At 69.9% G+C, this 21,502-nt stretch carries 21 protein-coding genes; 10 read left to right on the forward strand and 11 right to left on the reverse strand.

The features are described from left to right. Positions 1-2 precede the first annotated feature (2 nt). Together ACWF7A_RS28780 and ACWF7A_RS28785 are read left to right on the forward strand one after the other, a co-directional pair. On the forward strand, positions 3-2,489 hold the full coding sequence (locus tag ACWF7A_RS28780) for a glycosyltransferase (protein WP_452253604.1): 2,487 nt from the start codon (positions 3-5) through the stop codon (positions 2,487-2,489). Further along, positions 2,490-3,581, forward strand: a complete 1,092-nt coding sequence (locus ACWF7A_RS28785) for a glycosyltransferase family 4 protein (RefSeq protein WP_452253605.1) — start codon at positions 2,490-2,492, stop codon at positions 3,579-3,581. It begins immediately after the preceding gene. Positions 3,582-3,819: 238 nt separating this feature from the next. On the opposite strand, the gene rfbD is transcribed toward ACWF7A_RS28785, so the two are convergent. Together rfbD and rfbB are read right to left on the reverse strand one after the other, a co-directional pair. Further along, positions 3,820-4,668: a dTDP-4-dehydrorhamnose reductase gene (rfbD, locus tag ACWF7A_RS28790; protein WP_452253606.1), complete on the reverse strand. Its 849-nt coding sequence runs from the start codon at positions 4,666-4,668 to the stop codon at positions 3,820-3,822. Between the two features lie 5 nt (positions 4,669-4,673). Further along, a complete protein-coding gene (gene rfbB / locus ACWF7A_RS28795; RefSeq protein WP_452253607.1) occupies positions 4,674-5,660 on the reverse strand; it encodes a dTDP-glucose 4,6-dehydratase in 987 nt (328 codons plus the stop codon). Between the two features lie 108 nt (positions 5,661-5,768). On the opposite strand from rfbB, the gene ACWF7A_RS28800 reads away from it, so the two are divergent. From ACWF7A_RS28800 to ACWF7A_RS28810, 3 genes are all read left to right on the forward strand, one after another. Continuing rightward, positions 5,769-7,328, forward strand: a complete 1,560-nt coding sequence (locus ACWF7A_RS28800) for an LCP family protein (RefSeq protein WP_452253608.1) — start codon at positions 5,769-5,771, stop codon at positions 7,326-7,328. Between the two features lie 71 nt (positions 7,329-7,399). Then, positions 7,400-8,602: an LCP family protein gene (locus ACWF7A_RS28805; protein WP_452253609.1), complete on the forward strand. Its 1,203-nt coding sequence runs from the start codon at positions 7,400-7,402 to the stop codon at positions 8,600-8,602. A 9-nt stretch (positions 8,603-8,611) separates the two neighbouring features. Next, positions 8,612-9,298, forward strand: coding sequence for a TIGR03089 family protein (locus tag ACWF7A_RS28810; protein ID WP_452253610.1), 687 nt, complete (start codon positions 8,612-8,614; stop codon positions 9,296-9,298). Here ACWF7A_RS28810 and ACWF7A_RS28815 read toward each other — a convergent pair. After that, positions 9,279-9,695, reverse strand: a complete 417-nt coding sequence (locus ACWF7A_RS28815) for a DoxX family protein (RefSeq protein WP_452253611.1) — start codon at positions 9,693-9,695, stop codon at positions 9,279-9,281. The two genes, ACWF7A_RS28810 and ACWF7A_RS28815, sit on opposite strands and share 20 nt — an antisense overlap. Before the next feature lie 199 nt (positions 9,696-9,894). On the opposite strand from ACWF7A_RS28815, the gene ACWF7A_RS28820 reads away from it, so the two are divergent. Beyond that, positions 9,895-10,371: a hypothetical protein gene (locus tag ACWF7A_RS28820; RefSeq protein ID WP_452253612.1), complete on the forward strand. Its 477-nt coding sequence runs from the start codon at positions 9,895-9,897 to the stop codon at positions 10,369-10,371. Positions 10,372-10,417: 46 nt separating this feature from the next. Here ACWF7A_RS28820 and ACWF7A_RS28825 read toward each other — a convergent pair whose 3' ends face one another. After that, positions 10,418-11,179 (reverse strand): META domain-containing protein, encoded by a 762-nt coding sequence (locus ACWF7A_RS28825; protein ID WP_452253613.1) that lies wholly within the window; start codon positions 11,177-11,179, stop codon positions 10,418-10,420. Positions 11,180-11,314: 135 nt separating this feature from the next. Between ACWF7A_RS28825 and ACWF7A_RS28830 the strand changes: the two genes are divergently transcribed. The 3 genes from ACWF7A_RS28830 to ACWF7A_RS28840 all read left to right on the forward strand — a co-directional run bounded on the left by ACWF7A_RS28830 (position 11,315) and on the right by ACWF7A_RS28840 (position 12,559). Beyond that, positions 11,315-11,641, forward strand: coding sequence for an ArsR/SmtB family transcription factor (locus tag ACWF7A_RS28830; RefSeq protein WP_452253725.1), 327 nt, complete (start codon positions 11,315-11,317; stop codon positions 11,639-11,641). After that, entirely contained in the window at positions 11,638-12,117 is a 480-nt protein-coding gene (locus ACWF7A_RS28835) for an SRPBCC family protein (RefSeq protein ID WP_452253614.1), read from the forward strand. The genes ACWF7A_RS28830 and ACWF7A_RS28835 overlap by 4 nt, the downstream gene beginning before the upstream one ends. An 88-nt stretch (positions 12,118-12,205) precedes the next feature. Next, positions 12,206-12,559: a hypothetical protein gene (locus ACWF7A_RS28840; RefSeq protein WP_452253615.1), complete on the forward strand. Its 354-nt coding sequence runs from the start codon at positions 12,206-12,208 to the stop codon at positions 12,557-12,559. 130 nt (positions 12,560-12,689) lie between these two features. On the opposite strand, the gene ACWF7A_RS28845 is transcribed toward ACWF7A_RS28840, so the two are convergent. From ACWF7A_RS28845 to ACWF7A_RS28875, 7 genes are all read right to left on the reverse strand, one after another. After that, positions 12,690-13,853, reverse strand: coding sequence for an acyl-CoA dehydrogenase (locus ACWF7A_RS28845; protein WP_452253616.1), 1,164 nt, complete (start codon positions 13,851-13,853; stop codon positions 12,690-12,692). Between the two features lie 78 nt (positions 13,854-13,931). Continuing rightward, the gene (purE, locus tag ACWF7A_RS28850) at positions 13,932-14,420 is read right to left on the reverse strand and encodes a 5-(carboxyamino)imidazole ribonucleotide mutase (RefSeq protein ID WP_452253617.1); all 489 of its coding nucleotides are present in this window, start codon (positions 14,418-14,420) and stop codon (positions 13,932-13,934) included. Continuing rightward, a complete protein-coding gene (locus tag ACWF7A_RS28855) occupies positions 14,417-15,604 on the reverse strand; it encodes a 5-(carboxyamino)imidazole ribonucleotide synthase (RefSeq protein ID WP_452253618.1) in 1,188 nt (395 codons plus the stop codon). Before ACWF7A_RS28855 ends, purE begins: the two co-directional genes overlap by 4 nt. A gap of 103 nt (positions 15,605-15,707) precedes the next feature. Further along, positions 15,708-16,967 carry a hypothetical protein gene (locus ACWF7A_RS28860; protein WP_452253619.1) on the reverse strand — a complete coding sequence of 420 codons (1,260 nt, stop codon included), beginning with the start codon at positions 16,965-16,967 and terminating at the stop codon, positions 15,708-15,710. Beyond that, on the reverse strand, positions 16,964-17,758 hold the full coding sequence (locus ACWF7A_RS28865) for an ABC transporter ATP-binding protein (RefSeq protein ID WP_452253620.1): 795 nt from the start codon (positions 17,756-17,758) through the stop codon (positions 16,964-16,966). The genes ACWF7A_RS28860 and ACWF7A_RS28865 overlap by 4 nt, the downstream gene beginning before the upstream one ends. Then, the gene (locus ACWF7A_RS28870; RefSeq protein WP_452253621.1) at positions 17,755-18,135 is read right to left on the reverse strand and encodes a GntR family transcriptional regulator; all 381 of its coding nucleotides are present in this window, start codon (positions 18,133-18,135) and stop codon (positions 17,755-17,757) included. Before ACWF7A_RS28870 ends, ACWF7A_RS28865 begins: the two co-directional genes overlap by 4 nt. 111 nt (positions 18,136-18,246) lie before the next feature. Next, positions 18,247-19,014 (reverse strand): GGDEF domain-containing protein, encoded by a 768-nt coding sequence (locus ACWF7A_RS28875; RefSeq protein ID WP_452253622.1) that lies wholly within the window; start codon positions 19,012-19,014, stop codon positions 18,247-18,249. Between the two features lie 142 nt (positions 19,015-19,156). Here ACWF7A_RS28875 and ACWF7A_RS28880 point away from each other — a divergent pair, with 142 nt between their 5' ends. Beyond that, on the forward strand, positions 19,157-21,412 hold the full coding sequence (locus ACWF7A_RS28880) for a sigma-70 family RNA polymerase sigma factor (protein ID WP_452253623.1): 2,256 nt from the start codon (positions 19,157-19,159) through the stop codon (positions 21,410-21,412). The last annotated feature ends 90 nt before the right edge of the window (positions 21,413-21,502 follow it).

Consider the following 21,502-nt stretch of genomic DNA (forward strand, 5'->3'; position numbering starts at 1 on the left):
GCGTGGATCGAGCCTCGCTGCCCGTCGTGTCCGTCGTCGTCGTCAACTACCGCGGCGCGGAGGACACCGTCACCTGCGTGCGCGGACTGGCCGAGGTCGACTACCCGGTGGAGCTGCTCCAGGTGATCGTCGTCGACAACGAGGCGCACGACACCGCACGGCTCAAGGCGGAGCTGCCGGACGCCCAGATCATCACCTCCGAGCGGAACCTGGGCTTCGCGGGCGGCTGCAACCTCGGCGTCGAGCACGCCACGGGCGGGGTGCTCGCGTTCCTCAACAACGACGCGCGCGCGGACCGGAACTGGATCAAGGCCGCAATCAGGGTCTTCCACACCGAACCGGCGGTCGCGTCGGTCGCGAGCAAGGTCCTCGACTGGGACGGCGAGAAGATCGACTTCGTCGACGGCGGGCTGACCTGGTTCGGCATGGGCTACAAGCGGCACGCCGGTCAGGACGACGACGGCAGCCACGACGGCCCGAAGGACGTGCTGTTCGGCACCGGCAGCGCGATGTTCGTGCGGACCGAGGTCTACAAGCAGCTCGGCGGGTTCGACGAGCGGTTCTTCATGTTCTACGAGGACGTCGACCTGGGCTGGCGGCTCAACCTGCGCGGCTGGCGGGTCCGCTACGAACCGGCGTCGCTCACGTTCCACCGCCACCACGCGTCGATGAGCTCGATCGACCACAGCCGCGAGCTGTACCTGCTGGAGCGCAACGCGCTCATGTCGCTGTACAAGAACTTCTCCGACGAGACGCTGGCGAAGGTGCTGCCGGCCGCGCTCGCGCTGTGCGTCCGGAGGGCCACGGCACGCGGTGAGATCGACCCCACGCAGCTGGAGATCACCCGCCGCCCGGCCGACCCCGCCCAGGACCGCGAGCCCGTCGGGATGTCCCGCCAGGCGCTCGCCGGGTTCCTCGCGATCGACCAGTTCGTCGAGGCGATGCCGTCACTGGCCGAGTCGCGCAAGAAGGAGCAGGCCGCGCGCCGGATGTCGGACGTCGACCTGGTTCCGTTGATGCGCAAGGCCTTGGAGCCCGCGTATCCCCTGCCGCGCTACCTCGCCGCACACGACATCCTCGTGGACGTGCTGGGCATCGACGAGGTGTTCGGCAAGCCGCGCAAGATCCTGGTGATCACCGGCGACGCGATCTCCGAGCGGATGGCCGGTCCCGCGATCCGCGCCTGGCACATGGCGGACGTGCTGTCCGGCGAGCACCAGGTCCGGCTGGTCACGACGAACCCGATGTGCGCGCCGCCCGAAGCCCCGTTCGCCGTCGAACGCGCCCGCCCCAAGGAACTGCCGCCGCACGTCGACTGGGCGGACGTGGTCGTGCTGCAGGGCCACGCGCTGGAGATGGCGGGCGACGTGAAGAAGCGGTCGTCGACCAAGATCGTGGTCTGCGACATGTACGACCCGATGCATCTGGAGCTGCTCGAACAGGGCAAGGACAAGGCGGACGACAAGCGCGCCCTCGACCTCGCCGCCGTCACCAAGGTGCTGAACACGCAGCTCGAACGCGGCGACTTCTTCCTGTGCGCCTCCGAACGGCAGCGGCACTTCTGGCTCGGCCACCTGGCCGCGCTGGGCAGGCTCACGCCGACGTTGTACGACAACGACCCGACGACGGCGTCGCTGCTCGGGATCGTCCCCTTCGGACTGTCGGGCAAGCCGCCGCAGCGCACCGGCCCGGCGATCAAGGGTGTCGTGCCGGGCGTGACGGACGCGGACAAGGTCGTGATCTGGGCCGGTGGCGTCTACAGCTGGTTCGACCCGCTGTCGCTGATCGAGGCGATGAGCCACCTGCGCAAGCGCCAGCCGTCCGCGAAGCTGTACTTCCTCGGCATGAAGCACCCGAACCCCGAGGTCCCGGACATGGACATCGCCGGCCAGACGCGGGCGCTGTCCGCACAGTTGGGGCTGACCGGCGAGACCGTGTTCTTCAACGACGGGTGGGTGCCCTACACCGAGCGGCAGAACTGGCTGCTCGACGCGAACTGCGGTGTCACCACGCACTACGAGCACGTGGAGACCACGTTCGCGTTCCGCACGCGGGTGCTCGACTACCTGTGGGCGGGTCTGCCGATCGTCACCACGTCCGGCGACTCGTTCGCGGACCTGGTGCTGCGGGAGGGTTTGGGCGTCGTCGTGCCACCGGAGGACCCGGAGGCACTGGCCGACGCGCTGGAGAAGGTGCTCTACGACGAGGAGTTCGCGGCCGCGTGCCGTGAGCGCATCGCCGTCGTACGCGAACGGTTCACCTGGGAGACGGCACTCGCGCCGCTGGCCGAGTTCTGCCGGAACCCCAGGCCCGCCGCGGACCGTCTGCCCGGCTCGGCTCCCCTGGTGCGCACACCGGAGCTGAGCACGGCGGACAAGGTGAAGCGGGACCTGCTCCTGGTGCGCGAGTACCTGGACGCGGGCGGCCCGACCGAGTTGGCCAAGCGGGCGTCGGGGCGTCTGCGCAAGATCGCGCGTGGTGGCAGGTAAATGGCGAGATCCCCGAAACCTCTCAAGGTGCTGCTCGACGGCACCCCTCTGCTCGGACATCGCACCGGCATCGGCCGCTACACAGCGGCTCTGGCCGAAGAGCTGGCGTCGATGGCGGACGACGTCGACGTGCGGGCGGTGGCGTTCACGTTGCGCGGCTGGCGCGCGTTGCGGACGGTGCTGCCGCACGACGTGACGGCGCGCGGCCTGCCCGTCGCGGCACGGGCGCTGCGCCAGATGTGGCTGCGCGCCCCGTTCCCTCCGGTGGAGATGCTGGCCGGGTTCACCGACGTCATGCACGCCACGAACTTCGTGCTGCCACCGACGGTGCGGGCCGGGAAGGTCGTCACGATCCACGACCTGGCGTTCCTGGACGCACCGGGCGACCTGCCGCCGTCGGACCGCCGCCTGCCGGAGCTCGTCCAGCTGTCGGCCAACCGCGCCGACGTGATCTGCACGCCGACCGCGGCCGTGGCCTCCGTCGTCGCGGACCGGTTCTCCGTGCCGCTGGACAAGATCGTGGTGACGCCGCTCGGTGTCGACCCGGCGTGGTTCGCCTCCCGGCCGCCGTCGACGACGTTGCGCGGCAGGCTGGGGCTGGGCTCGGAGTACCTGCTGTTCGTGGGCGCGGACGGGCCGCGCAAGGGCCTGGAGTACCTGATCAAGGCGCACGCGTCGGACCCGTCGCTGCCGCCGCTGGTGATCGTCGGGCCCGGCCGGTCCGGTGTGGACGGTCGGGTGCTGCGGACCGGGTACCTGCCGGACGTGCACCTGCGGTCCGTGGTGGCGGGCGCGACGGCGCTGGTGCTGCCGTCGCGGGACGAGGGCTTCGGGCTGCCGGTGCTGGAGGCGCTGGCCTGCAACGTGCCGGTGGTGTGCTCGGACGTGCCCGCGTTGCGCGAGGTCGCCGGCGGGCACGCATTGCACGTGCCGGTCGGTGACGTCGAGGCGCTGGCGGACGGGCTGGCCCGGGCCGTGGCCGCTCCGACCACCCCCGAGGCCCAGAGCGAGCGGCGGGCGTACGCGTCCGGGTTCACCTGGCGGCGGTGCGCGGAGAAGACGGTCGAGGCCTACCGGCTCAGCAGGGCCTGAGGAAGTTCGTCGCAGGGCGTCAGGAAAGCCTGACGCCCCAACGACCTCACCGAGAGTGCGGCCTCGGCGAACGCTTGTCGAGCTGGCTCATCGACACCTGACGCGAACCCGTGACAACGGCAACACACTTCAGGAAGCGCTGCCGATCGGAATCCTCTGTCGCGGGACGCTGAGGTGTGCGCCCGGAATCGAACATGCCGAAAAGGGTGCCGCACCGGGAACTACCGTGCCAGACCGGTCACTCCAATGGCGCAGCACCGGCACGGGGAGCTACCACCCCTGCCGCGAACGCCGCCGAAAGGGCGCTGCGCCACTGCGGCAAAGGGCGTAGTCCCGCGGCGGCCCACGAGGCCCCCGACAGCACCGAGTAGGCAGGTCGCGGAGCCGGACGCGGGAAGTCCGCCGTCGTGCACGGTCGCACGCGCGACGGGTCCGCGCCGAGCTCCTCGAAGATGGCCTGGGCGAAGCGGAACCAGGTGGTCTCACCGCCGCCGGTCGCGTGCAGCAACCGCGTCTCCGGCAGCACCGAGACCAGTTCCAGCAGCCCCGCCGCGAGGTCGTGCGACCACGTCGGCGCACCGGCCTGATCGTCCACAACGGACAGAGTCGGCCGCGAGGATTCCAGTGCCGCAATGGTCTTCACGAAGTTCGAGCCGTTCACGCCGTACACCCACGAGGTGCGCACGACGTACCCGCCCGCCTCCAGCACGCGACGTTCGCCTTCGAGCTTCGTGCGGCCGTAGGCGGACTTCGGACCGACCGGGTCCGTCGTCTCGTACGGCCGGTCCGCCTCGCCGGAGAACACGTAGTCCGTGGAGACCTGGATCATCGGGATGCCGGCGGACGCGCAGGCCTCGGCGAGCCGGCCGGGACCGACGGCGTTGACCGCGAACGCGCGTTCCTCGTCGGTCTCGGCCGCGTCGACGGCCGTGTACGCGGCGCAGTTGACCACCGCGGTGGCACCGGCCAGGTCAGCGGCCGTCACCTTCGTCACGTCGAGCTCGGAGGAGGACGCCGCGCGGACGTCGGTGGACAGGGCGGCGAGGTCGTGGCCGAGCTGGCCACGACCACCGGGAACGAGGATCAACTCCCTCAGCCCTTCGCCAGCGCAGCGCGCTCCTTGAGCGGTTCCCACCAGGCGCGGTTCTCCCGGTACCACTCGACGGTGTCGGCGAGGCCGACGGTGAAGTCGACCTGCGGCGCGTAGCCCAGCTCGGAGGCGATCTTGGAGATGTCGACGGAGTAGCGGCGGTCGTGACCCAGGCGGTCCTGGACCGGCTCGACGGCGGACCAGTCGCGGCCCGTCGCCTCCAGCAGCTTCTCGGTCAGCTCGCGGTTGGTGAGCTCGGTGCCGCCGCCGATGTTGTAGATCTCACCCGGCCGGCCGCCCTCGGCGACGAGCTGGATGCCGCGGCAGTGGTCGGCCACGTGCAGCCAGTCGCGCACGTTCAGGCCGTCGCCGTAGAGAGGCACCTTCTTGCCGTCGATCAAATTGGTGACGAAGAGCGGAATCACCTTTTCGGGGAACTGATACGGCCCGTAGTTGTTCGAACACCGAGTGATGCTCACGGGCAGACCGTGAGTGCGGTGGAACGCGCGCGCGAGCAGATCCGAGGAGGCCTTGGAGGCCGAGTACGGCGAGTTCGGTTCGAGGATGTGCGTCTCGGTCCAGGAGCCGTCCTCGATCGAGCCGTAGACCTCGTCCGTCGAGACGTGGACGAACTTGCCCACGCCCGCGTTCAGGGCGCCCTGGAGCAGCGTCTGCGTGCCCAGGACGTTCGTGAGCACGAAGTCCGCGGACCCGGTGATGGACCGGTCCACGTGCGACTCGGCCGCGAAGTGCACGACCACGTCGATGCCGCGCATCTGCTCGGCGACCACGGCAGCGTCGCAGATGTCGCCCTGGACGAACTCGAACTTGCCCGCGACCGGCGCGAGGTTGGTCTCGCTCCCCGCGTAGGTGAGCTTGTCGAGCACCACCACTTCGGCACCGGCGAACGCCGGGTAGGACCCGCTCACCAACTCCCGCACGTAGTGCGAGCCGATGAAACCGGCCCCACCTGTCACCAGTACGCGCATGCCATTTCCTCCCGTGGTGTACCCCGACAGCAGTCTGTCACCCACGTAATCGCTGCAACCCACAGCAACGTCACGTCGTGTGACTTATAAACGACTAAACTCAGTGTGGTGGGGGAGGAAACGGCTGTGGAAGGCAGGACTCTGCCGGTCAGGGTGGCGGGCGCCCGGCCGTCCGCGGCATTCCGCGCTTTCCTGGTGACGGGGAAGATCTTCGTGGCCCTCGTCTCGACCGCTGTGCTCCTCGTCACGTCGTACGGCTGGAACAGGCTGCGCACGGCGAACGACGGGATCGTCAAGACCGAGGTCATCTCCGAGGAGCTCGCCAAGCAGGGCCCGAAGCCGCTCGACGGCGCGGTCGACATCCTGCTGGTCGGCATCGACAGCCGCACCGACGCGCAGGGCAACCCGCTGTCGGACGAGGTGCTGGCCATGCTCAACGGCGGCATCCCCGACGGCGAGCAGAACACCGACACGATGATCCTCGTGCACATCCCGGTCGACGGCACGCGCGCGGTCGCGATCTCGTTCCCCCGCGACTCCTACGTCGAGATGGCCGACGGGTTCGGCAAGCACAAGCTCAACTCGGCGTTCGCCCGCCAGCGCAACACCGTCGACCAGGAGCTGCGCGCACAGGGCGTGACGGACGAGGCACGCATCCGCACCGAGTCGATGGCGGCCGGCCGCAAGACGTTGATCAAGACGATCGAGGGCATGTCGGGCAACGCGGTGCGCATCGACCGGTACGCCGAGGTCAACCTCGCCAGCTTCTACGAGGTCACGAAGGCCATCGGTGGCGTCGAGGTGTGCCTGAAGGAGCCGACGCAGGACCGCGACTCGGGCGCGAACTTCCAGGCAGGCCAGCAGACGATCGAGGGCGCGTCGGCGTTGTCGTTCGTGCGGCAGCGCCAGAACCTGCCCGGCGGAGACCTCGACCGGATCGTGCGCCAGCAGGTGTTCATCGGCGCGCTCGCGAAGAAGGTCCTGTCGACCGGCACGCTGACCGACACCACCAAGCTCAACGGGCTCGTCGAGGCCGTGCAGAAGTCGGTGATCCTGAGCTCAGGCTGGGACGTCACGACGTTCGCCGAGCAGATGCAGGGCCTCGTCGGCGGCAACTTCGAGTTCAAGACGATCCCGGTGGGCGACCCGACGGACACCTACAGCGACGGCAACGTGCTGCCGGTGAACCCCGCCGAGGTCCGCAAGTTCCTCACGAGCCTCGCGTCGGACAAGAGCACGTCGAGCGCTCCCCCGACGACCACCGCCACGCTCCCGGCGCCGCCGAACTCCGCGATCACCGTCCAGGTCTTCAACGCGGCCGGCGTGCAGGGTCTCGCGGGACAGGTCATGAACACGTTGACCGCCAAGGGTTTCCAGCGCGGCGGGGTCTCGTCCGCGGCGCAGAACAGCGACACCACGACTGTGCGTTACGCCACCGGCGAGGAGGGCTCGGCGCGCAAGGTCGCCGCGGAGCTCGGCGCGAACGTTCCCGTCGAGGAGGACCCGTCCGTCCGAAAGGGACAGGTCCAGGTCTTCGTCGGTAGCGACTACCAGGCACAGGACGACTCGGAGGACGTCGACCCCCAGGGCGCTCCCGGCACGTCGAGCGCCGCGACCTCGAGCAGCACCCCGCCGATCACGGCGGGCGGACTGGTCTGCGTGAACTGAAACCCCCGGCGTAACGCGCTTGCGATAGTTACGCTGAGCACGCAATTTCAGTCACACGGAGGAGTCGACCGTTGAGCACCGCCGCACGCGCGAAGAAGACCGCACGGGTCATGGGCCGTGTGGTGGTCGCGCTGGTGGCCGTGACGACGCTGGTGTTCTCCGGCTACTTCTGGACCGCGCTGCGGCTGGTGAAGCAGAACACCAACACGACGCAGATCCTCCAGGTGCTGGAGGACATCCCGAACTCGCCACCGGTCGAGGACGGCGCGATCGACATCCTGCTCGTGGGCAGCGACAGCCGGACGGACGCGCAGGGCAGGCCACTTCCCGCGGACGTGCTGCGCAAACTGCGCACCGAGGGCACGGACACCGTGAACACGGACACGATCATCGTGATGCGCGTGCCCCGCAACGGCGGCAAGGCCAGTGCCATCTCGATCCCGCGCGACACGTACCTCCCGATCGCCGGCTTCCGCGAGGACAAGATCAACTCCGCGTACGGCGCCGTGAAGTACCTCACGGCCGAACGGCTGCAGGCCGAGGGCGTGAGCGACCAGGCCGAACGCGAGCGCAAGTCGGACGAGGCAGGACGCAAGGCGCTGGTGCAGGCCGTGCAGGACCTGACGGGCATGCGCGTCGACCACTACGCGGAGATCAACCTCTACGGCTTCTACCTGCTGACCGAGGTGATCGGCGGCGTGCAGGTGTGCCTCAAGGCGGGCACGTCGGACCCGAACTCCGGCGCGAACTTCCGCGCGGGCCCGCAGACGATCTCGGGCGGTGACGCGCTGTCGTTCGTGCGGCAGCGGAACATGCCCGGCGGTGACCTGGGTCGCATCACGCGGCAGCAGGTGTTCATGTCGCAGGCGATGAAGCAGCTGCTGTCCGCGGGCACGTTCACCGACCCGGGCAAGATGAGCGGCCTGCTCGACGCGGTGTCGAAGTCCGTTGTCGTGGACCAGAACCTCGACCTCGCGACGCTGGCGACGCAGGCCCAGGGCCTCGCGTCGGGCAACGTGGAGTTCGCCACGATCCCGGTGACGAGCATCGACGGGCGCAACGACCGAGGGCAGAGCATCGTGACGGTGGACCGCGAGGCGGTGAAGGCCTGGGTGGCGCAGCTGATCGGCGAGACCCCGAAGCCCACGCCGTCGTCGACCGCCCCGTCGACCAGTACCCCGGCCGTGCCGTCGCGGTTCGGTCCTGAAAAGCTGCTCTCGCTGGACGGCGCGCACGCCGTCGCAGCGCAGCAAGATGTGCCCTGCGTCGACTAGGAGTACCGCGTGAGCGTGACCGAGATCCTCTTCACGCCGTTGCTGAAGGCCGATCCGGGTCGTCCGCTGATCACGCACTACGACGACGCGGCGGGCACGCGGATCGAGCTCTCGCGCGCGACCGTGAAGAACTGGGCCGCGAAGACGGCGAACTGGCTGCGCGACGAGCACGACGTCGAGCCGGGTGACGCCGTGGCCGTGCTGCTGCCCGCGCACTGGCAGACCGTCGGCCTGCTGCTCGGCGCCTGGTGGTGCGGTGCCCGCGTGGTCGGCGCGGACTTCTCCGGCGCGAAGGTGGCCGTGGTGCCGCCCGGCGGCACGGCGGACGCGGACGTCGTGGCCGTGGCCTCGTTGCACCCCATGGGGCTGGGCTCGGGCGCGCCGGTCGACTACGCCGACGACGTGCGTGTGCACGGCGACGACTTCATGCCGTGGGAACCGGTCGCGGGCTCGACGCTCGCACTGGGTTCGTCCACTGTGGATGAAGTGGTTGCCCGGGCGCGTGAACTGGGTGCCGGCCTCGGTTCCGAACCGCGCGTTCTGTCCACTCTGGAGTGGGACTCGGATTCCGCTGTGCTGGAAGGCTTCCTGGCGGTGCTCGCGGCCGGCGGTTCACTCGTGCAGGTGAGCAGTCCCGACGCGGGCCGACTGGCCGCGCGCCGGGACAGCGAGAAGGTCACGCAGCAGCTGGGTTGAGCACCTTGTTGTTCTTGAACAGCACGCGGTCCAGCGCGTAGGCGCCACCGTTGAAGCCGAGCGCGAGGGCGGCGGCACCGAGCACGATCACCAGTTCGGCACCGCCCTCGCCGAGCAGGCCGTTCGGCAGGTGGACGAGCAGCCACGCGCCGAGCATGTCGACCGCGAGCAGGATGCCGACGACGGGCAGCGCCACCCCGGCGATCAGCGCGAGGCCACCGGCGAGCTCGACGGACGCGGCGAACCACGCGGACACCGTCGGCAGCGGCACGCCCATCTTCTCGAACGATCCCGCGGTGCCGGCCATGCCGTACTCGGTGAACTTCTGCCAGCCGTGCGCGACGAACACGATGCCGACGGCGATGCGCCCGATGAGTGCGGCGACGTCCTTGACCATGATGCTTGCTCCCCGATCCTGTCGTTCAGCTGTAGGTCGTTCAACCTCGAACCAAAACTAGTACAGGTTTGAACGACCTCACGATTTCGACAGGAAGCCAACAGCGAGTCCACAGGTTCGCAGGTCGGCGCGCGTCCCGAATCAGGGAAGATGCGGCATGGGGGTTTTCAGGAGACGACAGCACGCTCACTTCGCACTTGTGGGCTACCGGGACACGGTGGACGACCCGCACCTCGTAGTGCGCACGGGCGGCGAGCACGACGAGGCCTTCACGACGAGGTTGCGGTGGGAGAAGACCGATCTGCTGAACCGCACCGACTCCGGGCATGGGTACTTCGAAGCCGTGCCGATCACCGCGAAGGAGGCCGAGCGCTTCGAGGCCTTGCAGGCGAAGCGGGTCGAGGACGAGGCGCGCAACTGGAAGAACCGTGCGTACTACGCGATCGTGGGCCGCTCGGACACGGTGGAGCACCCGCACGTCGTCGTGCGCAGGGGCGGGGAACACGACGAGGTCTTCACGGCGAGGTTGCGGTGGGAGTGGACGGATCTGCCGTACCGCATCGACTCCGGGCGCGAGTACTACGACCTCGTGCCGATCAGCGCCGAGGAAGGCAAGCGCTTCGAGCAGACCCAGGCCCGCCGGGTCGCGGAGATCCGCGAGCGCGACGGCAGCTGATCCGTCCGCGGACCGGGCCGGGGATTCCCGCCCGGTCGCCTCGTCCCTACTTCGTGAGCTTCAGGCCCGCACCCGACGCGTTGGTGAGACTCAGCGTGGAGCGGTCGATCTCGTAGATCGCCTCGCTGTTCTCGAACGTCGCGCGGACCGCGTTCTCCACCTCGTCGATCGGACCGCACGACTTCAGCGTGGACGGACCCAGCTTGTGCTTGATCTTCTGGCCGTCGAGCTGGAAGGGCTGCTCGGCGCCGTTCATGTTGCAGCCGGTGTTGATGAGGATGTTGCCGCCCTGGAAGGAGATCGTGGCCTTCACGCCCGCCGGCACGGACGAGACAGCGTCGTTGGTGACGATGCCGTCGACGTTCCAGGTGCCCTCCAGAGTGGCGGGCTGTTCCGGCGCGAGCACGATCTCCGCGTTCGAACCGGTGACGACGAGGTTCGTGCCGTCGAGCCTCCAGGACGGGGTGGCGCCGAGCAGCTTCGAGAGCCACTCGTCCTGTTGGTGCAGCTCGGGTTTCGGGCAGCCCATCGCGGTCATGCCGAGCTCGGTGACGGCGACCTTGCCGCCGTCGAGCTCCACCGGGCCCTGCATCTGGTTGCAGCCGGCGTTGGCGATGAGCCTGTCGTCGTCGGTGAATCTGAGCTCCACCCTCGTGCCCTCGACCATGGTGCGCGGCTTGCCCTGGTCGGTGACGGACGACGAGACGTACACCTTGCCGCGCAGGTCGGCGCCCTGGCCCGCGGACGGGTTGCCGCAGGCCGCGGTGGCGGCCAGGAGCAGGACTGCGACGGCGATTCGAAGGCTCATGTGCGTAGGACGGAACGTCGTGGCGTTGTGGTTGCCCGAAGGCCAGGCCCCGCTCTTCGACTTGAGGGTTGACAGACGAGGTCCGGATCGCTGTACTTAACCCAGAGGTTAGATAACCAAGTGGTTAGGTACGAGATGGACCAGCTGAGCGCCACCTTCGCCGCGCTGGCGGACCCGACCCGCCGGGCGATCCTGGCGCGGCTCACCGAGGGCCCGGCAACGGTGAAGGAGCTCTCCGAGCCGTTCGACATCAGCGGCCCGGCGATCTCCAAACACCTGCGAGTGCTGGAGAAGGCAGGCCTGATCACCCGCGGCAGGGAGGCCCAGTGGCGCCCCTGCCAGCTCGATGCGACACCTCTTCGGGAGGTCACCGTGTGGGCGGAGAACTACCGCCGCTTCTGGGATGCGAGCTACACGCGCCTGGACGCGCTCTTGACCGAGATGAAGGAGAACGAGGAATGACCACCGTCAAGTTCGGCACGACCGTCACCCTGCCGTCCGACAACGAGATCGCGATGTCGCGCACGTTCGACGCGCCCGCTTCGTTGGTGTGGAAGGCTTTCACGACCCCTGAGCTGCTGCGCCGCTGGCTGCTCGGCCCCGACGGCTGGGAGATGCCGATCTGCGAGATCGACCTGCGCGTGGGCGGCAAGTGGCGCTACGGCTGGGCTTTGCCGGACGGCTCTCAGGGGTTCGAGATGCACGGCGAGTACACCGAGGTCACGCCCCACTCGCGGCTGGTGAACACGGAGATCTTCGAGGACAACCCGCCGGCCGTGACCACCGTGACGTTCGTCGAGGAGGGCGGGCAGACGGTCATGACCTCGACGATGACGCTGGTGTCGCAGGAGGCACGTGACGCGGTGCTCGCCACCGGCATGTCGGACGGGGCCGGGCGTTCGTACGAGCGGCTGGGCGAGGTCCTCGCCTCGCTCTAGTCCTTTGTGGTCTGTCTCGCTGCGTAATCACCTTTCGCGGCAACGGTTCCCCCGGTCGAGGCCAGGCTGTGAGGTTACGTTCGAGCGCATGGGACGTTTCCTCGTGGCTCTGGCCCTCGTGCTCGGCTTCGCCGTGCTGTCCGCTCCCGCCGCTCAGGCGTCTGCCACCCGGTGGGAGGTCGCGCCGTGCGCGTCCGGGACGAAGGCGCTCTGGCTACCTCGGGTGACCGGGTTCGGCACCGACATCTCCTGCACGACCGAGGACGCCCGTTCCGCGGCGGTGAAAGCGGCCGTGGACAGCGGTAGCCCCAGCCGGATGATGAACGTGGCCATCGCTTACGCGCAGCAGCTCGCCGACAAGTCGCTCACCGCGTCCTCGCCCTGCGTGCTCGGGGCGAAGGGGGCGGTGGGCGAGGCGATCGGCACGTGCGTGGCGGCTTAGCCGGGCGACCGTGCCGAAGCCCGGCCACCGCGCGCCTGGTCTCGACTGAGAGCGATGCCGGCCGGATCGCTCGACGAACGCTGATGGGCCCGGAGGACGAGTGCCTCCGGGCCCATCGGCAAAACCTGGCTCAGCCGTTGAGAACGGCGCGCGACATCACGACGCGCTGCACCTGGTTCGTGCCCTCGTAGATCTGCGTGATCTTCGCGTCGCGCATCATCCGCTCGACCGGGAAGTCACGGGTGTAGCCGGCGCCGCCGAACAACTGCACCGCGTCGGTGGTGACCTCCATGGCCACGTCGGAGGCGAAGCACTTGGCCGCGGCGGTGATGAAGCCGATGTTCGGCTCGCCCCGTTCCGCCTTGGCGGCGGCGACGTAGACCATGTGGCGGGCCGCCTCGATCTTCATCGCCATGTCGGCCAGCATGAACTGGACGCCCTGGAAGTCCGAAATGGACTTTCCGAACTGCTTGCGGTCCTTGACGTACTCGACCGCTGCTTCGAGGGCACCCTGCGCGATGCCGACGGCCTGGGCCCCGATCGTCGGGCGGGTGTGGTCCAGGGTCCGCAGTGCGGTCTTCAGACCGGTGCCCGGCTCGCCGATGATGCGGGACTCCGGGATCGTGCAGTTCTCGAAGTAGATCTCGCGGGTCGGCGAGCCCTTGATGCCGAGCTTGCGCTCCTTCGGGCCCACCGAGAAGCCCGGGTCGTCCTTGTGCACGACGAACGCCGAGATGCCCTGCGACTTCTTGGGCGCCTGCGGGTCCGTCACGGCCATGACGGTGTACCAGGTGGACTCGCCGGCGTTGGTGATCCAGCACTTGGTGCCGTTGAGCACCCAGTCCGAGCCGTCGCGCACGGCGCGGGTGCGCATCGACGCCGTGTCGGAGCCCGCCTCGCGCTCCGACAGGGCGTAGGACGCCATGGCCTCGCCCGAGGCGATGGACGGCATGACCAGCTGCTTCAGCTCGTCGGAGGCCGAGAGCAGGATCGGCATCGTGCCGAGCTTGTTCACCGCGGGGATCAGGGAGGACGACGCGCAGACGCGGGCCACCTCCTCGATGACGATGCACGTGGCGACGGAGTCGGCGCCCTGGCCGTCGTACTCGTCCGGGACGTGGACGGCCGCGAAGCCCGCCTTGACCAGCGCGTTGTGTGCCTCTACCGGGAAGCGCTCGTTCTCGTCGACCTCGGCCGCGTACGGCTTGATCTCCTTCTCGGCGAGCGAGCGGACGGCCTCTCGCAGCGCCTCGTGCTCCTCGGCGAGCTGATAGGTGCCGAAGCTCGGGTTCACCTTGTTACCTCCCAGTAGCGAGTACTCGGCACGATGTTAGCGCCCGTTCACGTCGGGCGCCGCTGTGCTGTTGAGCACTCAGAGGGACTTCTGCAGGGCCGCGTCCTTGTCTAGTACGAGCTGCTCGAGTTCTGCCTGGAAGCGGGCCATGCGCTCCTGCAGGGCCGGATCGCCCGACGCGAGCATCCGGACGGCCAGCAGGCCCGCGTTGCGCGCGCCGCCGACCGAGACCGTCGCGACCGGGACGCCCGCGGGCATCTGCACGATCGAGAGCAGCGAGTCCATGCCGTCGAGGTACTTCAGCGGCACGGGGACGCCGATCACCGGCAGCACGGTGGCGGAGGCGACCATGCCGGGCAGGTGGGCCGCGCCTCCGGCACCCGCGATGATCACGCGCAGGCCGCGCGAGGCGGCGGACTCGGCGTAGTCGAGCATGCGCTTGGGGGTACGGTGGGCGGAGACGACGCTGACCTCGTACGCCACGTCGAACTCGGCGAGGGCGTCGGCCGCGGCCTTCATCACCGGCCAGTCCGAGTCGCTGCCCATGATCACGCCAACCTGCGTCACTCTGCACTCCCGTGAATGTCGAATCCGTCTGACCAAACGCCCGTGGACAGCCAGTCCGCGGCGAGCCGCGCGCGCTGGCGGACCTCGGTCATGTCGTTGCCGAGGAACGTCACGTGCCCGACCTTGCGGCCCGGCCGTTCCTCCTTGCCGTAGAGGTGCACGTGCGCGTCCGGGAACCGGGCGAACAGGTGGTGCACGCGCTCGTCGGGGCCCATCGCGGGCGTCTCGGAAGCGCCGAGGACGTTCGCCATCACGACGGCCGGCGCCATCAGGTCGGTGCGGCCCAGCGGGTAGTCGAGGACGGCGCGCAGGTGCTGTTCGAACTGCGACGTGCGCGCGCCCTCGATCGACCAGTGGCCCGAGTTGTGGGGGCGCATCGCGAGCTCGTTCACGACCACGCCGTCCGCGGTCTCGAACAGCTCGACGGCCAGCACGCCCACGACACCCAGCGCGTCGGCGACCTTCAGCGCCAGCTCCTGGGCCTCGGCACCGTCCAGGGACGGGGCGGGAGCGAGCACCTCGACGCAGATGCCGTCGGACTGCACGGTCTCGACGACCGGCCACGCCGCACCCTGCCCGAACGGCGAGCGCGCCACGACGGCCGCCAGCTCGCGGCGCATCGGCACGCACTGCTCGACCATCAACGGCGTCCCGGACTCCAGCAGCTCGGGAACTACCCTCTCGGCGCTCTGCGGGGTGTTCAGCATCCACACGCCGCGCCCGTCGTACCCGCCGCGGATCGCCTTCAGCACGCACGGCCAGCCGTTCTCCGCGCCGAAGCGGAGGACGTCGCGCACCTCGTGCACCTCGGCGAACGGCGGCACCGGCAGGCCCAGCTCGGCCAGCCGCACGCGCATCTTCAGCTTGTCCTGCGCGTACTGCAGCGCGTCCGGGCCGGGATGCACCTTCACGCCCTCGGCGACCAGCGCGCGGAGGTGGTCCTGGGGCACCTGCTCGTGGTCGAACGTGACCACCTCGCAGCCCTTCGCGAACGCGCGCAACGCGTCCACGTCGGTGTGCGTGCCGAGCACCACGTCGCGCGCGACGAGCGCGGCCGGGTCGTTCTCGGAGACTGCGAGCACGCGCAGCGACTGCCCGAGGGGGATCGCGGCCTGGTGCGTCATGCGGGCGAGCTGCCCGCCGCCGATCATTCCGACGACGGGGAGACGGGTACGAGAGTCCACGGTTCAGGCATTCTACCTGCGGCTTCACCCGTGCTCGAAGTGCACCGGCCGAACGGCCTCACCCCCAGGGAGGCCGTCCGGCCGGACCTCGGCCTGCGCCGGGCTAGCCCTCGGTGCGGGCGGCGGTCTTCGACGGCACCTGGTCGCCGGAGCCGGACTCGCTCTCGCCGTCGGACTCGGCCTTCGGCTCGGGCTCGGGGTCGGGCTCAGGGTCGGCCTTCGGCTCGGGCTCGGCCTCGGGCTCGGGCTTCGGCTCGGGCTCGGGCTTCGGCTCGGGCTCGGGCTTCGGCTCGGGCTCGGGCTCGGGTGCGGGGTCGGGCTTCGGCTCGGCCTCGGGCTCGGGTGCGGGGTCGGCTTCAGGGTCGGGTGCGGGGTCGGGTGCGACGTCGAACTCGATCTCGGGCGCGACCTCGGGCTCGGCCTCCCGCTCAGGCGCGGCATCCGACGTGGGCTCCGAGCCCTCGGGCAGCGGAGGACCGAGCCGGCGGTGCGAGCGGGACGGCTTCCACCCGCCGCCGTTGCGCAGCAGCCGGAAGATCACCGCGAACAACGCCGCCGCGACCAGCACGCACAGCACGAACTCGATGACCTGGAAGACCAGGAGCCGCTCGATCGGCTGGTAGTCGATGTACGTGCCGATGGCGGCCTTCGTGTTGCGCATGCAGGTGTTCGTGTTGATCGCCTGCGCGCACTTCAGCGGCACTTCCGCCGGCTCGAAGTCGGTTCCGGCGAAGCCCCTGCCGACCTCGAGCGCGCGGTCCGGCAGCTGGGCGGTGTCCTCCCAGCGGGCGATCACACGCTCCGACGGCAGGTAGTGATCGCGCACCATCACGGCCAGGAAGAAGCGCACGACGATGAAGATCACGAGAGTGGACGCCATCGCCGTCACGACGTGCCTGCTCACCAGACCGAGGAGCACGCCGATCGCCAGACCGAGGACGCCGTACCCGACCTGGACGATCGAGTTGGCCTCGAAGCCGCCCCACGACCTCCGCGCGCCGATGAAACCGTCGCCGTTGCCGATCAGCGCGCTCAGCAGCACCGTCAGGGCGCCGATCACGATCAGCTTGCCGCGCAACCACGCCACGGGGGTGACGTCCTGGCCCCAGGCCACGAAGTAGGTGCGTTCCTCCAGTTCGCGGGCGATCAGCGGAGCGCCCCAGAACATGCCGATCACAGCGCCGAACGCGAGCTGCACCATCAGCGCGTAGAAGCCCGCGATCGGCATCGAGTCGTTCAGCGCGCGGTCGCCGGCCTCGGTGGTGACCAGGCCGTACACGGCGAGCATCGCGACGCCGACGACACCGGCGATGGACCAGCGGTGCTGGCGCCAGGTCAGCCAGACGAGTGAGTCCAGTTTCACTGCCCACGCTCCAGGTGCGCCACGACGAGCTCTTCCAGCGTCACGTAGCGGGCGGTCCACGGTTCGTCGATCGGCGTGCCACCCGAACGCACCAGGTACGACGACTGCGACTGGCCGTGCCTCGCCATCACCACGTGCCCTTCCACGGGTGATTCCGACGCGCGCGGGCCGGTGTAGAGGACGTGCTCCTCGAGCAGTTCGTCCGTGTCGCCGTCCACGAGCAACCGGCCGTTCGACATCAGCAGCAACCGGTCGGCCACACCGCCGATCTCCGCCACTACGTGCGTGGAGAAGATCAGCGTCGTGCCGTTGTCGTTGACCTCGGTCAGCAGCTCCCGCATGACCCTGCGGCGCGCGAGAGGGTCCAGTTCGGCCAGAGGCTCGTCCAGGATCAGGACGTCCGGGCGCGAGCCCAGCGCCAGCGCGAGCACCACGTGCGTGCGCTGGCCGCCGGAGAGGTCCTCGACCTGGAGCTTGCGCGGGACCCGGTACCGGTCGAGCCACTGGGAGGCGCGCTCACCGTCCCAGACCTCGTTCATGCGGCGGCCGAACTCCAGCACGTTCGCGACCTTGAACGACTTGTACATCGGCTTGTGCTGGGCCACGTACGCCACCCGGCCCGCGATCGAGGTGTGCCCCGACTCCGGTTCCAGGTGCCCGGCCAGCACGTTGAGCAGCGTCGTCTTGCCGGAGCCGTTGGACCCCACGATGGCCGTGACGCTGCCCCGCGGCAGCTCGAACGAGACGTTCCGCAACGCCCACTTCGACACGTCGGCCGCAACCACGCTCATTGCGCTCCCCCACTCAGCACCTCGCGCAGCAGCGCGTAGATGTCCTCGTCCTCCAACCCGGCGGAGCGTGCCTCCGCGACCCATGCGGCGAGCTTCCCGCGCAACGGGTCCAGGTCCTCGGGGGCGGCGGACCCCAAGGAGGCCTTGACGAAGGTGCCGGAGCCCACGCGGGCCTCGACGAGGCCTGCGAGTTCGAGCTCGCGGTAGGCCTTGAGCACGGTGTTCGCGTTCACGCCGCTCGTCGCGACGACTTCGCGGACCGTCGGCAGCCGATCGCCCGGCTGCAACCAGCCGAGCCTCATGGCCTCCCTGACCTGCTGACCCAGCTGCAGGTACGCGGGAAAACCGCTGCCGCGGTCAACGTGGAACTCGACCACGCACGCTCCCCAGATTGTTCTAGTTGACTAGCACAATAGAACACTTCTGAGCGTGTTGGGAAGCGACCCCGGTGGGGACACGGGGGAGCCGCCGGGCGCGGGACAGGGGGGTCAGCGCCCGAGCGAGGTGAGGAGTGCACGCGCCTCGGCGTGCGTGTCCGGAAGCTGCTCGACCCAGACCTTCGCGGGTCCGACCGGCCGGACGTTCGGGTCGACGGCGAGCCGGTCGGCCGCCAGGACTCTCAGGTTCGAGACTCTTCGTGCAAGGAGTTCGTCTCTTCGAACCAGCACCGCGGCCACGCACGGACCCAGGGACGCCAACGTCTCGCCGCCGTCGAAAACGGTCCGCAACGCGTCGCTCGCGAGCGTCATCGCGACGACCCGCGACCAGCCCGTGGCCCGGTGCACGTCGAGCCGCAGCAGGACGAGGGCGTAGTCGAGGGACGCCACCGGGGTCTCCCGGTACACCTCGCCCAGCCGTGTCCGCAGGTAGGCGGCGGTCGCCAACCCGGTCAGAGGATCCTCGGCCGCGCAGTCGCCGGCCTGCTTCGTCACCACGTCCGCCCATCCCAGCGCCGTCATGCGCACCATCTGGGAAGGGAGCGCGTCGACGTCCGGCGACACGGCGTGCGACACGTCGGTCAGCACGGCGTGCAGCGCGGCGAGGTCCATCAGCGTCTCGCTCAGGCCCGCTCCGGCCTCGGCGCGTGCGCGGCCCAGCCGGACCAGCGCGTCGCCGGGGTCTGCGTCGTCCAGCATCGCCGCGCACACCTCGTCGACCTCGGCGAGCGGCCAGTCTGCGGGGAAAGCCCAGCCGGCAGCCATGGTGGCGGTCCGCCACCTCGACTTCAGCAGGCGTTCCGCTTGTGCGACACCCACCCGGTCTCCCTTCAGTTCGCCCGATTCCAGGTGGGAGACGAGTTCGTCGCTGATTCGTGACGCAACCCGCGCGGGGGATTGAGATGACTCCTCCAGGCGCCGTAAGTCACACTGAGTGCCGCGTGGGAGGGGAACAAAGACTGTGGCGATCGTTCCTGCAGACGTCCAGGGACCGAGCGACGCGGAACTCATCGAGTCCGTGCGCGGCGGGACCATCGACGCCTACGGCCAGTTGTACGAACGCCACGTCTCGGCGGCCTACAACCTCGCCCGCCAGTTGGCGCGTTCCCAGGCGGAGGCCGACGACCTCGTCTCCGAGGCGTTCGCGAAGGTGCTGGACACGCTCCGTGCAGGGCGTGGCCCCGACTCCGCGTTCCGCGCGTACCTCCTGACGGCCCTGCGCCACACCGCCTACGACAAGACGCGGCGCGACAAGAAGGTCGACCTCACCGAGGACATGACCGACGTCGCACCGGCCGTGCAGTTCAGCGACACCGCCGTGGCCGGGCTGGAGCGCTCGCTCGCCGCCCGCGCGTTCGCCGCCCTGCCCGAACGTTGGCAGATGGTGCTCTGGCACACCGAGATCGAGGGCCAGTCGCCCGCCGAGGTCGCCCCGCTGCTCGGGCTGACGGCCAACGGCGTGTCCGCGCTCGCCTACCGCGCCCGTGAGGGCCTCAAGCAGCAGTACCTGCAGATGCACCTGGCCGACACGGAGGCGGAGCGCTGCAAGGCGACCGTCGACCGGCTCGGCGCCTGGACCCGCGCGGGCCTGTCCAAGCGCGAGGCGACCCAGGTCGAGACGCACCTCGACGAGTGCGGCCGGTGCCGCGCGCTGGCCGCCGAGCTCGCGGACGTCAACGGCGCGCTGCGGATCTTCGTCGCCCCGCTGGTGCTGGGCATCGGTGCCACGACGTACCTGCTGGCGGCCGGGACGACGACGGCCGTCGTCGGTGCCGGAGCGGCCGCGGGTGGCGCGGGCGCGGTGGGTGCGGCGATCCCCCGTCAGCTCGTCACGGTCGGTGGTTCCGCCGCCGCCGTGGCCGCGGCCGTGGCGATCGCGCTGGCCGCGGCCGGCGGCGAGCAGCAGACGCCGGTGGTCCAGGCGATCGATCCCCCTCCGGCGCAGACGCAGGTGCAGCCGCCGCGGCAGACCGTGCCGCCGGTGCCGCCCTCCCCGAGCCCCACCACGCAGCCGCCGCCTCCGACGACGACCACCACGACGGAGCCGCCGCCCTCGGTGACCCCGCCGGCGCCTCCCGCGCCGTCCGAACCCCCTGCTCCGGAACCTCCCGCGCCCGCTCCCCCGTCGCTCACGCCGACCACCCCCAGCGGGTACTCGCTGACGCCGGGCGAGGAGCCCAAGGACTTCCCGATCACCGTCCGCAACACCGGCGGCACCGCGGCACCGCCCGCGAGCATGGTGCTGAACCTGCCGCCGGGAGTCGTGTCGACCGGGGGCCCGGCGGGCTTCGCCGGGGCGCGGCTGCTGCAGCCGGACGGCTCGGCCGACCAGACCGTGAACTGCCCCGCCGGCACCGGCACGATCGTGTGCGTGACACCGCTGGGCATCGCGCCCGGCGGGCAGGCGACGTTCCACTTCCGGCTGCGCGCGACCGACTCGGCCGTGCCCGGCACGATCACCGGTGTCATCAGCGCGGGCACGTCGGTCTCGGTCGACATCAGCGTCGAGGTCAACGTGCCTCCGGTGAACGACGACATCGACCTCACCGTGAAGACGTGGCACCAGGTGTGGTGGCACAACCCGCGGGCGGACGTCGCGGTCGTGAACAGGGGCCCGCGCGCCGGCACGCTCAAGCTGGACATCACCTCGACGAAGGACCTCCTGGTCTTCGCGCCGTACCGGCAGTGCCGGCAGGTCGACAAGCGGTCGATCCGCTGCGTCGCCGACCTCGACAAGGGTGACAGGTTCCGGATGTCCTTCTGGGCGTTCGGGCGCTACGGCGGGGACGTCACGGTGACGGCCGCGCTGGGCAACGCGACGAAGTCCGTCACGGTGCCGATGAAGGGCTGGCCGGAGCACCCGCCGGGCGAGGAACCGCCGAACCCGCCGACGACCACCACCACGGTGCCGCCGACGACGACCACGACGACGCAGACCACCGAACCGACCAAGCCGACGCGGCCCACTGACCCGACGAAGCCGACCGAGCCCACGAAACCGACCGGGCCCACCGAGCCGACCGGACCGACGGAACCGACCGGGCCGACGGAGCCCTCGACTCCCGAGACCCCTCCGTCGGACACCTCGCCGCCGTCGACGCCCCCGTCGACCACGCCGCCGCGGACGGAGGAGCCGTGCGAACCGCAGCCCGGCCTCGTTCCCGGACTGCTCGGCCCGATCCTGGGCTGGCCGGACTGCGAACCACCGCGAAGTTGATCAAAAGTTGATCTTTGTTCGTCACGGAACGTGCAGGTCATGCACCTCTGTGTCGCGGTTTGTAACACCCGGAGGCCGGCGCCGTTACCT

It is taken from the genome of Lentzea sp. NPDC055074, from assembly GCF_053608005.1.